Raw genomic sequence first — 12181 nt, 5'->3', positions numbered from 1 at the left:
GAAAAGATCAACCGGGGGCGAGGAATCGCCCCCTTTTTTTTTATTCGCTGCGCTGACGCATCACCCCTTCCTGAACCGTTGAGGCCACCAGCACACCCTGCTGATTGTAGAACTCGCCCCGGACAAAACCCCGTGCGCCTGACGCCGAAGTACTGACTACGCTATAGAGCAGCCATTCACTGAAGTCGAACGGGCGGTGGAACCACATTGAGTGGTCGATAGTGGCGACCTGCATGTCCGGCTCTAAAAAGCCTTTGCCGTGCGGCTGGAGCGCGACCGGCAGGAAATTGAGATCGGAAGCATAGCCGAGCAGATACTGATGGATACGTAAGTCGTCGGGCAGTGGGCCGGTGGCACGGATCCAGACCTGGCGCTCCGGCTTATCCACATGTCCCCGGAGAGGATTGTGAATCTGTACCGGGCGGATCTCCAGCGGACGCTCAGCAATGAATTTTTCACGTAGCTTTTCTGGCAGCAGATGCGCCATTTTCTGCGCCATCGCCTGTTCAGTTAACAGATTCTCTGGCCCCGCCACCTGTGGCATCGGATTCTGATGTTCAAAGCCGCTTTCCGGTGACTGGAACGAGGCGGTCATATAAAAAATCGGCTGCCCATTCTGAATGGCACTGACCCTACGTGCGCTGAAACTTTTGCCATCACGCAGCGTTTCAACATCGTAAATAATCGCTTTCTGACTATCGCCGGGCCGCAAAAAATAGCTGTGAAAAGAGTGAATAATGCGATCTTCTGCCACGGTTTGCTTTGCGGCATACAGCGCCTGACCCACCACCTGACCGCCAAACACCTGACGAAGGCCAATATCTTCGCTCTGGCCGCGATATAAACCCTCTTCCAGTTTTTCCAGATTTAATAAATTCAGCAGATTTTGCAGTGCCTGACTCATGGCGCGTTCCTCAATATAGTGACCTGCTCAGTGTGAAAGATCGGACCAGTTGACGTCAATCAGACTTTCTACATTGTCGGTGCCAGGCAAAATTTCATTTTTGTGCCAACATTAAGGACATACGGCGAGTGAAGCGCTGTAAGCAGGATTCGCTGCCGACAATCATTTTGATCAAATGGAGACGACATCAATGAAACTCAGGCATGTGTTCAGTGGAGTAGTTATGGCGGTTGCTGTTGTAGGATGCGCCGACAAGAGTAAACCCGTGCCAACGCCAACTCTGGGTTCTGCGGTTGCAGGACAGACGGCGGCGATTGCGCAGCCTAACGTAAGTGGTTCAGTCTTTATCCGCCAGCGCATTGCGCTGCCGCCGGATGCGGTATTAACCGTGACGCTCTCTGATGCGTCCGTCGCCGATGCACCCTCAAAAGTGCTGTCGCAGCGCGTGGTGCGTACCGAAGGCAAACAGGCACCGTTCCAGTTCGTGCTGCCGTTTAACCCAGCCGACATCAAGCCTGATGCACGCATTCTGTTAAGCGCAGCCATCTCAATCGACGGTAAGCTGGCCTTTATCACTGAAGGCGTGAAGCCAGTGATTAACCAGGGTGGCACCAAAGCAGAGCTGCTGCTGGTACCGGTACCGTCTATGGCGATGCCAACCCAGCCGGGCGCAGCGACCACCGTTCCTTCGACCTCACCGACTCAGGTGACGCCGTCTGCTGCGGTTCCTGCTCCAACCCGTCTGTAATCTCTTTTCGGGGCGACATTGTCGCCCTTTTCTCACAGACTAAACTCGCCAGCGATAAGCCTCGAGATCGAGCTGTCCATCATCACTCACCTCTATGCCTTCCGCCTCCAGTGCATCCCGCTGCCGCAACAGACGGTCACCCTGAAGAGAAATTGTGCCGTGTCGGTTTACGACGCGATGCCAGGGAAGGGTAGTGCCCTCGGGTAAGCGGCTCAGCACGCCACCGACCTGACGCGCCGCGCGCGGAGAACCGGCCAGTAGCGCCACATCGCCATAGGTGGTGACGCGGCCAGCCGGAATAGCGGCAACAATTTGCCAGATGCGTTGCTGGAAAGTGTCAGGCTGATTCATGTACTTATTTCATCAGGAAAAAGGGTTTTAACTTTAGCACGGGGAAAAGGCGGAGAAAGCGTAAAAGCAGTGGTTGTTCAAGAAAACAACGGTTGTCCCGACTACGCTTGCAATTGCCACCTCCTTCCCAGATAATGCCCCCGCTCTCGTAAAGAGGGCTTGTCAATGGGGGCCCTGTTGGTTCTCCCGCAATGCTAGCTTGTGAACTCGGTCAGATCCGGAAGGAAGCAGCCGTAGCAGGTGACGCGTGTGCCGGGATGTAGCTGGCAGGGCCCCCACCACTTTCTCCCTTCGATATTCTCCCCCTAAGCTGCAGACAGGCAAAACCCGCCTGGGCCGATCCTTTGCCGGCAGGCAGGATTATCCGGTACTTTATTGGGGTAAAACTGAACTGTAAGCGATCAGATTAACGGACAAATTTCCATACTGAACCCGGGACTTTATCGTAGAGCTTGTTCATCGTCAGTTCCGCCAGGCGATGGTCAGCCGCTGAGTAAAATACCGCTAATTCATCTTCCGGTAATTCATACTTATTTTTTTCAATCACCCTTTCCAGGGTATCAAGAGAGCGGCAGCGCCGCAGTCGCATCAAATAATCGGTTTTAGTCAGGGTTTTGTTCATAAATAAACCGTTCTCATGTCTTTACTATAATGAATGGCTCGGTTGCTGGAGAAAAGCGCACTCTTCAGTGAACAGATTAAATAAGCGTTTTGCTGAACGTTGCCACCGCTGAAGATCCGGACTATTGACACCATAATTGCTGAATAGCATAAAAGTATCATCAAGATATTCATCGATTTGCGAAATCAGCGCTTCATCTTCAACGTGCTTAATTTTGTAATTCATGGTGAAAGAGGCGATATGCTCAATCAAATCGTTAAGCTGTAGATTGCTTTCAGAAGTGGGATCATTAACCCAGCCATGATGACTGTCGGTTAATGTTGCCATGCTGTCGTCAAACAGACTCTCACAAAGGTATTTAAGCTGGGCAATATCATGCCGTTTCGGTGAGTATTCGTCCATCTTTTTCCCCTCCATAGCTAGCACAGTTGCCGCAGGGCGGCGAGAGAAGATCACGCGGCCAGGAAGCGATTATTCGGGCAGTTATTAAACGGGATACCTTAAAGATAGTGTAAAACCATTAGTTCTGCTCACCTCCATTACTAAATATTACAATTCATCGCCAGGGGAGGGTTGCTCATTGTCGATCACATCAAACTCAAGTGCACCGGGCTTAATGTGAAAGTTTACCTGTTCTGACTGCGTCACGGTTTCATTTAGATCCAGGCAGGGACTAAATAAATTCCAGTCAAAATCGTAAAGTAATTTAAAACTATTCAGATCCTGGTATTCAACCGAAATGATTTTTAAACTGCCTGGAACTAACCGGGCATTTTGTGAGTACCAGCGTAAATCCCCTACCAGCAAATCGGTTATTTTGAGAATATTCCGCTGAACAATCTCTGCTATTTTTGCGCAGTCCGATTCACCCGCGGCAATATCACATTCAATGCGTGACAGCATATCTGTTCCACTTATAACCGTTAATAAACCTATCATTGGTTTTCTGCAACTGGTTTGCAAGCCAGTTGAGCACAAAACTCTCAGTTTATGAGATTTGCCAGACGCCGCCGCAGGCCTTATCGCCAGCGCGGGTCTGCCAGTGCGTGCAGCTGGTATTTATCTTTTGATACACAATCCCACATTCAACAGAGAGCAACATCAGGTATCTTTACTGTTATGTTATAACATTATGGTGAAGTAATGCGTCAGAGTGGACTACTTATGTCACTGGGCGGGCGGCTGGGAGTAGCACTGCTATTTATCATGCTGCTTGCCGTGGCAATAAAATGGGGGATCAGCGCATGATCCTGTTTAACGCGCTTCGCGCGGGCTACCAGGGACAGGTTGTGACCCCGGCTATTACCGGCCAGCTCGCCGCAGGCTCGATGACTGCGCTGGTCGGCGCGAACGGTAGCGGCAAATCAACCCTGTTAAAAACCATTGCTGGCTTACTGCCACCGATAGCCGGGCGCTGCGAGTTGCATGTTGCACGCCGGGATATCGGCTGGTTGCCGCAGCGCACCGAACTTGAGACCCGCTTTCCCCTGACGGTATTTGAACTGGTCTCTATTGGCTGCTGGCCACGCTGCGGCTGGTTCGGCGGCATTAACCGGATACTGCGTCGGGAGATCTGGCAGGCGCTGGAAGCGGTTCAGATGAGTGATTATGCGGATGCGCAGCCCGCGACGTTATCCGGTGGACAACTGCAGCGGGTATTGTTTGCGCGGCTGATGCTGCAGCGCAGCCAGCTCTGGCTTCTGGATGAGCCTTTTAACGGTATTGACAGCCAGACAGTGACGCTACTGATGTCGATCCTTGAGCAGCAACAGCAGGCCGGAACAACCCTGCTGGTGGTGCTGCACGATCGTCCGCTGGTGGCGCGCTACTTCAGTAACGTGATGTCGATGGATGAACGTGAGGTTAACTGCACCTGCCTGCCTGCTTCCTCTCTGGGGAGTCGTGCGCCGTGACCCTGATTCAACCCTTTATTGAGTTTGGTTTTATGCGACGCGCGCTGGTGGCCTGTCTGGCGCTGGCCGTCAGCGCCACGCCGCTCGGGGTATTCCTCTCCCTGCGACGTATGAGCCTGATTGGCGATGCCTTATCACACGCGGTGCTGCCCGGTGCCGCCATTGGCTATCTGATCTCCGGATTGTCACTGGTCGCGATGGGTGTTGGCGGCCTGATCGCTGGTTTAGCCGTGGCGCTGCTCTCTGGCGCGGTCAGTCGCTACACGCCGCTGAAAGAGGATGCCAGTTTTGCCGGCTTCTATCTGGGTTCACTGGCGCTGGGCGTCACGCTGGTTTCATTACGCGGCTCAAGTGTGGATCTGCTGCACGTTCTGTTTGGCTCGCTGCTGGCGGTAGACAACGCAGCGCTGTTGCTGGTGGGCGGCATCGCTGCCTTTACGCTGATTCTGCTGGCGGTGATCTATCGTCCGCTGGTCATCGATGCGTTTGACGGCGACTTCCTGCGTGCGCAGGGAAAATGGAACGCGCCGCTGGTGCATGGTCTGTTTTTAATGCTGGTGGTGCTGAATCTGGTGGCGGGTTTTCAGGTGCTGGGCACCCTGATGTCAGTGGGTTTAATGATGTTGCCCGCCGCCAGCGCCCGCTTCTGGAGTCGCCATCTCGCCGCGATGCTGGTTATCGCCATTTTCATGGCAATGATTTCGGCGCTGGCCGGGCTGATGCTCTCCTGGCACTTCTCATTGCCGGCGGGTCCCGCTGTAGTGCTAAGCGCCGCCATGCTGTTTTTTTTCTCCATTCTTACAGGGCCGTGCGGCGGAATTTTACGCCGCCATTAATCTTAAGGGGTATCTATGAAAAAATTACCGGTTAGCCTGGCGCTCGCTGCGCTGTTTGCCACGCCTCTGGCGATGGCCAAAACGGTGGATGTCGTGGCCAGCTTTACCGTGCTGGCTGACATCGTTAAGCAGGTCGGCGGCGAGCATGTAAAGGTTAAAAGCCTGGTAGGGCCGAATGGCGATCCTCATACTTTTGAACCGACACCGCAGGACAGTCAGGCGCTGGCGAAGGCCGATCTGGTGTTTGTCAGCGGACTGGGACTGGAAGGGTGGATGGATCGGCTGGTCAGCGCCTCAGGGTATCGCGGTCAGCCCATTGTCGCTTCAACCGGTGTCACCACCCGCAGCATGGAGGAGGAGGGTAAAACTGTTACCGATCCTCACGCCTGGAACAGCATGCAGAACGGCGTTATCTACGCGACCAACGTGATGAATGCGCTGGTCAAAGCCGATCCTGAAGATGCTCCGGCCATTCGTCAGCATGGACAGAATTATATTCAGCAACTGCAGGCGCTGGATCGCTGGGCAAAAACCGCCTTTGACGCTGTGCCAGCCGATAAGCGTAAAGTGCTGACCAGTCATGATGCGTTTGGTTATTTTGGACAGCGATATGGCGTGACTTTCCTTGCGCCGGTAGGGTTCTCTACTGAGGCGGAAGCGAGTGCCAGCAACGTGGGTAACTTAATCACCCAACTGAAGCACCAGCACATCAACCGCTATTTCATTGAGAACCAGACCGACCCGCGTCTGGTAAAACAGATTGCCAGCGCCACCGGGGCTGAGCCGGGTGGTGAGCTCTATCCGGAAGCATTATCCACGGCCTCTGGCCCGGCAGCCACCTATCAGGCGGCTTTTAAACACAACGTGAATGCGATGCTGAAGAGCATGCACTAAGCATAAAAAAGGCCGGGCAAGCCCGGCCAGTCATCACGACACAAACTAGCGTTTTTTCTTTCTTCCCTGTACTGCTTTAAACCGCGGGTTTGATTTACAGATAACGTAAATACGGCCTTTGCGGCGGACTACTTTACAATCCCGATGGCGATTTTTTGCTGAACGCAGCGAGCTTAATACCTGCATGATCCTCTCCTCTATTTCTTTCCAAGAAAACGCCCGAAACGCTGGTTAAAGCGTGCGGTGCTGCCCTCTTTGGCAAAATCTTTCTGTTTGCCGGTGTAGAACACATGTGAGGCAGACGACACATCCAGGGTGACGTAGGGCAGCGTTTCGCCTTCGAACTCCACGGTGCGATCGGTTTTGATGGTTGATCCGATTTTGAACCAGACATCAGCCGATGTGTCATGGAAAACCACGTGACGATAGTGAGGATGAATATTCGCTTTCATAATGCACACCTATGTAATGTTATACTATAACAATATTATGCGATGCACAGGCCAGGATTGCAACTGTCCGTGAGACAGGAAAAGCAAGGGGACAGGAAATGAGAAGGGCTGAATCGCAGGCATAAAAAAAGGCCGCTTGCGCGGCCTCAGATGATTTACAGCTTAGTGAGTCTGGTTATGCTCAACCGGATGACTATTCGCTGATTCTTCTTTTTTCTTGCCAAAGCGGCGGCGTACCACCACAAAGAACACAGGAACGAAGAAGATCGCCAGTATGGTCGCGGTGACCATACCACCGATAACGCCGGTACCTACGGCGTTTTGCGAACCGGAACCGGCACCGGTACTGATCGCCAGCGGCAGTACCCCGAGAATAAACGCCAGTGACGTCATCAGGATAGGACGCAGACGCATACGGCACGCTTCCAGCGCAGCTTCAATCAGCCCTTTACCCTCTTTATCCATCAAATCTTTAGCAAATTCGACGATAAGGATGGCGTTCTTGGTGGAGAGGCCGATGGTTGTCAGTAACCCCACTACGAAGTAGACGTCATTACTCAGGCCACGCAGGGTGGTAAAGATCAGTGCACCAATGACCCCGAGCGGGACAACCAGCATAACCGAGAATGGAATCGACCAGCTCTCGTACAGTGCGGCGAGACACAGGAAGACCACAATCAGCGAGATGGCATAGAGCGCAGGGGCCTGGTTACCTGACAAGCGTTCCTGATAGGACATACCGGTCCAGTCATAGCCGATACCGGCAGGCAGTTTCGCCGCCAGCTCTTCCATCAGGTCCATTGCCGCACCCGAACTTTTGCCTGGCGCAGCCTGTCCCAGGATTTCCATCGCAGGCAGACCGTTGTAACGCTCAAGGCGCGGTGAGCCATATTGCCATTTCGCTGACGAGAAGGCAGAGAAGGGCACCATGGTTCCGCTGCTGTTGCGCACGTACCATTTACCAATGTCGTCCGGCAGCATGCGGGCGTCCGCTTTACCCATGACGTAAACTTTCTTCACGCGACCGCGGTCAATGAAGTCATTGACGTAGGAACCGCCCCAGGAAGCCGCCAGCGTGGTGTTGATATCACTCAGTGATACGCCCAGCGCCTGTGCTTTCTCCTGATCGATGGTCAGCTTGTACTGCGGGGTATCTTCCATCCCGTTAGGACGGACGCCAACCAGCGTATCAGGATGCTGCGCAATCATGCCGAACAGCTGATTACGCGCTTCCGTCAGCTTATCGTGGCCAAGGTTATTCTGGTCGATCAGCTCAAAGTCGAAGCCGGTCGCGTTACCCAGTTCAATAATGGCTGGCAGGTTGAAAGGAATGACCATTGCATCTTTGATCGCGCCCAGCGCCTGCATGGCACGGCCAGCAATCGCCGGTACTTTCATGTCGCTGCCGGTACGCTCATCCCACGGCTTGAGACTGACGAAGGCGATACCGGTGTTCTGTCCACGACCGGCAAAGCCGAAGCCGTTAACGGTAAACACCGATTTAACCGTGTCTTTCTCCTGGGTCAGGAAGTAATCCGTCACCTGGTCCAGCACTTTCTGCGTACGCTCCTGGGTTGCACCAGCAGGCAGCTGCGCCTGAGCCAGCAGCAGACCCTGATCCTCTTCCGGTAAGAATGAAGAGGGCAGTCGCACAAACAGAAACGCCATACCGACCACGATCACCAGATAGATCACCATATAGCGACCCGTACTGCGAACCATGTGACCCACACCATCCACATAGTGGTTGGTGCTTTTGTCGAACATGCGGTTGAACCAGCCGAAGAAACCGGTGGTTTTACCGTGCTCGCCTTTTTTAATCGGTTTCAGCATGGTGGCACAGAGTGCCGGCGTCAGAATAAAGGCGACCAGCACCGACAGCGCCATTGCCGAAACGATAGTGATGGAGAACTGACGGTAGATAACACCGGTCGAACCACCAAAGAACGCCATCGGAATAAATACGGCAGCCAGCACCAGCGCGATACCGACCAGTGCGCCCTGGATCTGCTCCATAGAACGCTTAGTCGCTTCTTTTGGCGGTAATCCCTCTTCCGCCATTACGCGCTCAACGTTCTCGACCACCACGATGGCGTCATCCACCAGCAAGCCGATGGCCAGCACCATCCCGAACATCGTCAGGGTGTTTATCGAATAGCCAAAAGCGCTGATAACGGCAAACGTACCCAGCAATACCACAGGGACCGCGATGGTAGGAATGAGCGTGGCGCGGAAGTTCTGCAGAAACAGATACATGACCAGGAACACCAGCACGATCGCTTCGATCAGCGTTTTCACCACTTCGAAAATCGAGATTTTAACGAAAGGCGTGGTGTCATACGGATAGACCACTTTCAAACCGGCCGGGAACGTCGGCTGCAATTTGGCCAGTTCTTCTTTCACCGCATTGGCGGTATCCAGCGCATTCGCACCGGTGGCCAGCTTGATACCGATACCGGACGCAGGCTTGCCGTTATAACGGGCAACGATTTCGTAGTTTTCCGCGCCAAGTTCAATCCTTGCCACATCACGCAGACGAACCTGAGAACCATCTTCATTCACTTTCAGCAGGATTTTGCCGAATTCATCGGTAGAGGTGAGACGGGTTTGCGCAATGATCGAGGCGTTAAGCTGCTGTCCCGGAACCGGAGGCGTACCGCCCAACTGACCGGCAGCAACCTGGGTGTTCTGCGTATTCAGGGCGCTGATAACATCAACCGGCGTCAGGTTGTAGTTGTTCAGCTTGTGCGGATCCATCCAGATACGCATCGCGTACTGCGCACCAAATACCTGGGTATCACCCACGCCTTTGGTACGGCTGATCGGGTCTTTGATGGACGATGAAATAAAGTCAGAAATATCATTCTGCGTCATATTGTCATCATCGCTGATGAAGCCCGCTACCATCAGGAAGCTACTGGAAGATTTCTTAACCTGAATCCCCTGTTGCTGTACTTCCTGCGGTAACAGCGGCGTCGCCAGCTGCAGTTTGTTCTGCACCTGAACCTGCGCGATATCGGCATCTGTTCCTGACTCAAAGGAGATCGTCAGGGTCAGCGTACCGGATGAGTCGCTGCTTGAGGACATATACATCAGTCCATCAATGCCGTTCATATTTTGTTCGATGACCTGGGTCACCGAGTCCTGCAGCGTTTTAGCATCTGCACCAGGGTAGGTGGCCTGAATCTCAATCGCCGGCGGTGCAACATTGGGATATTGCTCAATCGGAAGTTTGAGAATCGATAGCGCACCGACCAGCATAATGATGATGGCGAGCACCCACGCAAAGATGGGCCGATCGATAAAGAACTTAGCCATGAATCAACGGCTCCTGTTATGACGATGACTTGTCAGACTGCGGCTTTGAATCGGGTGCCGCTTTCGCATCGTCTGAGACTTCTTGTGGGGTAACCTGTGCGCCCGGCTTGGCTCGCTGCAGACCCGTGCTGATCACACGTTCACCCGCTTTAACACCGTCGGTGACTAACCACTTGTCGCCAATCGCCTGAGAGGTGGTGACCTGACGAGCTTCCACTTTGTTATCTGCACCTACCACCATGACCGTTGCCTGACCCGTTGGGGTACGGGCTACCGCCTGTTGCGGAACCAGCAACGCATTAGGATTGGTACCTTCATCCAGACGAGCGCGAACAAACATACCCGGTAACAGCGCATGGTTCGGGTTCGGGACAATGGCGCGCAGGGTGATAGAACCCGTGGTTTCATCAACGGTAACGTCAGAGAACTCCAGCGTACCTGTCTGTGGATAGCTGTTGCCGTTCTGCATCAGCAGGGTCACGTTGGCTTTGCCATCGTTCTGCTTCAGCTGACCCGACTCCAGTTCTGAACGTAAGCGCATGAAATCTTCGCTCGACTGGGTGACGTCGACATACATCGGGTCAAGTTGCTGCACAGTGGCCAGAGCGGTGGTTTGTGCGTTTTGTACCAGCGCACCTTCCGTTACTGACGATTTGCCGATGCGGCCACTGATAGGCGAGGTGACTTTGGTATAAGCCAGGTTAATGCGGGCCGTTTCTACATTGGCTTTTGCTACCTGAACCGCAGCATCGTTTTGCGCGGCCGTGGCAACGGCGGTGTCGTAATCCTGCTGACTGATATATTTGGTGCCGAGTAAAGGCTTATAACGTTTAACGGTCAGCTGAGCGATGCGTGCATTGGCCTGCGCCTGAGTTAAGTCACCTTTGGCGCTGTCATAGGCGGCCTGATAGGTAGCAGGATCGATCTGATAAAGAGACTGACCCGCTTTGACATCGCTGCCTTCAACAAAGTTACGCTTCAGAATGATACCGGAAACCTGCGGACGGACTTCGGCGACACGATATGCCGAGGTGCGGCCAGGTAATTCAGTCGAGATTTTCAGGGGTTCAGTTTTCAGTGTTACAACCCCCACTGCTGGCGGTTGCTGGGCGGCTTGTTCGGATTTATTGTTGTCACATCCTGTTAACAAAAAGCTGCCTGATAGCATCAGGACGGCCGCCAGAGGCGATAATCCTCTGATTTTATTCATAAATAAACCTCTAGTGTCCGATATCAATTGGTCAATGGATCACAAACTGAAAAACCCATTGCTGTGTCAAGTCGCAGGTCATGCTATGGTACATACATTCGCAAATGTATGTAAACTTACCTGTTTGTAAAAAAAGCCCCTTATGGCACGAAAAACCAAAGCGCAAGCACTTGAAACGCGACATCAAATTCTTGATGCCGCCATTGTTCTGTTTTCGCAGCAGGGCGTTTCAGCCACTTCTCTGGCGGATATTGCAACCGCTGCCAGCGTCACGCGAGGGGCCATCTACTGGCACTTCAAAAATAAAGCCGATGTATTACATGAAATATGGCTTCGTTGTGATGCTGGTCTGGACGATGTGGAACTTGAGTATCAGACAAAATACCCTGGCGATCCACTCTCTGTGTTGCGAGCGATGCTGGTCTATATCTTTGACGCGACAGCAAAGGATCCGCAGCGCCGCGCCTTGATGGAGATCATTTTCCACAAATGTGAATTTGTGGGCGAAATGTCGGCGCTGAAGAATATGCAGCAGAGCTTACTGCTGGAATGCTACGACAAAATTGAAGATGTGCTGCGCCAGTGTATTGAAGCCGGACAACTTCCGGGCAGTCTCAGCACGCGTCAGGCCGCTCTTATCCTGCGCGGTTACGTCAACGGTATGATGGAAAGCTGGCTGTTTGCGCCGGACAGTTTTGATTTAGCCGGAGACGCGCCGACGCTGGTCAATGCCTTTATCGATATGCTACGCCTCAGTCCGACGCTGACTGCCCACCACTAAGCCGATGGGCGATCACGCTTGTTTTCGAAATCGCGCTGCACCATGGCCAGCGCTGAAAGCACGGTTTCTACCGGCAGTTGATGCTCTTCCAGTAGCTGAATCAGATCAACTGCCAGTTTGACGTCGTCAGGGGCATTTTCCAGTGACATCTC

Annotated in this window: 15 protein-coding genes and 1 other RNA gene; 6 read left to right on the top strand and 10 right to left on the bottom strand. The window is 53.2% G+C overall.

The features are described 5' to 3' along the window. Positions 1-40: 40 nt before the first annotated feature. Positions 41-904, bottom strand: coding sequence for an acyl-CoA thioesterase II (gene tesB / locus HFD94_RS02375; RefSeq protein WP_010255880.1), 864 nt, complete (start codon positions 902-904; stop codon positions 41-43). Between the two features lie 190 nt (positions 905-1094). Here tesB and HFD94_RS02370 point away from each other — a divergent pair, with 190 nt between their 5' ends. Next, complete coding sequence (locus HFD94_RS02370; protein WP_010255881.1) at positions 1095-1652, top strand: YbaY family lipoprotein; 558 nt, start codon at positions 1095-1097, stop codon at positions 1650-1652. A 39-nt stretch (positions 1653-1691) separates the two neighbouring features. Here HFD94_RS02370 and HFD94_RS02365 read toward each other — a convergent pair whose 3' ends face one another. Then, positions 1692-2003 carry an MGMT family protein gene (locus HFD94_RS02365; RefSeq protein WP_010255882.1) on the bottom strand — a complete coding sequence of 104 codons (312 nt, stop codon included), beginning with the start codon at positions 2001-2003 and terminating at the stop codon, positions 1692-1694. Between the two features lie 175 nt (positions 2004-2178). On the opposite strand from HFD94_RS02365, the gene ffs reads away from it, so the two are divergent. Beyond that, positions 2179-2275: signal recognition particle sRNA small type (gene ffs / locus HFD94_RS02360), an RNA gene on the top strand. Between the two features lie 134 nt (positions 2276-2409). Here ffs and HFD94_RS02355 read toward each other — a convergent pair. The 3 genes from HFD94_RS02355 to HFD94_RS02345 form a co-directional block, all read right to left on the bottom strand. Next, on the bottom strand, positions 2410-2625 hold the full coding sequence (locus HFD94_RS02355) for an HHA domain-containing protein (protein WP_003850458.1): 216 nt from the start codon (positions 2623-2625) through the stop codon (positions 2410-2412). Between the two features lie 24 nt (positions 2626-2649). After that, positions 2650-3027: an Hha toxicity modulator TomB gene (tomB, locus tag HFD94_RS02350; protein WP_003850455.1), complete on the bottom strand. Its 378-nt coding sequence runs from the start codon at positions 3025-3027 to the stop codon at positions 2650-2652. Between the two features lie 147 nt (positions 3028-3174). After that, positions 3175-3528, bottom strand: coding sequence for a hypothetical protein (locus HFD94_RS02345; protein ID WP_010255885.1), 354 nt, complete (start codon positions 3526-3528; stop codon positions 3175-3177). Between the two features lie 341 nt (positions 3529-3869). Here HFD94_RS02345 and HFD94_RS02340 point away from each other — a divergent pair, with 341 nt between their 5' ends. The 3 genes from HFD94_RS02340 to HFD94_RS02330 are packed head-to-tail and all read left to right on the top strand — an operon-like array spanning position 3870 to position 6268. Then, on the top strand, positions 3870-4538 hold the full coding sequence (locus HFD94_RS02340; RefSeq protein ID WP_167432728.1) for a metal ABC transporter ATP-binding protein: 669 nt from the start codon (positions 3870-3872) through the stop codon (positions 4536-4538). Beyond that, positions 4535-5374, top strand: a complete 840-nt coding sequence (locus HFD94_RS02335; protein ID WP_062758242.1) for a metal ABC transporter permease — start codon at positions 4535-4537, stop codon at positions 5372-5374. Before HFD94_RS02340 ends, HFD94_RS02335 begins: the two co-directional genes overlap by 4 nt. Before the next feature lie 15 nt (positions 5375-5389). Continuing rightward, entirely contained in the window at positions 5390-6268 is an 879-nt protein-coding gene (locus HFD94_RS02330) for a metal ABC transporter substrate-binding protein (RefSeq protein ID WP_122889131.1), read from the top strand. Between the two features lie 45 nt (positions 6269-6313). On the opposite strand, the gene ykgO is transcribed toward HFD94_RS02330, so the two are convergent. The 4 genes from ykgO to HFD94_RS02310 form a co-directional block, all read right to left on the bottom strand. Beyond that, positions 6314-6454 carry a type B 50S ribosomal protein L36 gene (gene ykgO, locus HFD94_RS02325; protein WP_010255896.1) on the bottom strand — a complete coding sequence of 47 codons (141 nt, stop codon included), beginning with the start codon at positions 6452-6454 and terminating at the stop codon, positions 6314-6316. 11 nt (positions 6455-6465) lie between these two features. After that, a complete protein-coding gene (locus HFD94_RS02320) occupies positions 6466-6720 on the bottom strand; it encodes a type B 50S ribosomal protein L31 (protein ID WP_010671219.1) in 255 nt (84 codons plus the stop codon). 162 nt (positions 6721-6882) lie between these two features. Then, positions 6883-10038: a multidrug efflux RND transporter permease subunit AcrB gene (locus HFD94_RS02315; protein WP_010255902.1), complete on the bottom strand. Its 3156-nt coding sequence runs from the start codon at positions 10036-10038 to the stop codon at positions 6883-6885. A 16-nt stretch (positions 10039-10054) separates the two neighbouring features. Then, positions 10055-11248 carry an efflux RND transporter periplasmic adaptor subunit gene (locus tag HFD94_RS02310; protein ID WP_010255904.1) on the bottom strand — a complete coding sequence of 398 codons (1194 nt, stop codon included), beginning with the start codon at positions 11246-11248 and terminating at the stop codon, positions 10055-10057. Positions 11249-11390: 142 nt separating this feature from the next. Between HFD94_RS02310 and acrR the strand changes: the two genes are divergently transcribed. Beyond that, a complete protein-coding gene (acrR, locus tag HFD94_RS02305; protein ID WP_010255906.1) occupies positions 11391-12029 on the top strand; it encodes a multidrug efflux transporter transcriptional repressor AcrR in 639 nt (212 codons plus the stop codon). On the opposite strand, the gene rsmS is transcribed toward acrR, so the two are convergent. Then, the gene (gene rsmS, locus HFD94_RS02300) at positions 12026-12178 is read right to left on the bottom strand and encodes a pleiotropic regulatory protein RsmS (protein WP_010255907.1); all 153 of its coding nucleotides are present in this window, start codon (positions 12176-12178) and stop codon (positions 12026-12028) included. The genes acrR and rsmS overlap by 4 nt on opposite strands. Positions 12179-12181: the final 3 nt, after the last annotated feature.

It is taken from the genome of Pantoea sp. EKM20T, assembly GCF_011800485.1.
Taxonomy (GTDB): domain Bacteria; phylum Pseudomonadota; class Gammaproteobacteria; order Enterobacterales; family Enterobacteriaceae; genus Pantoea; species Pantoea agglomerans.
This window is presented reverse-complemented; position numbering and strand designations above follow the sequence as displayed.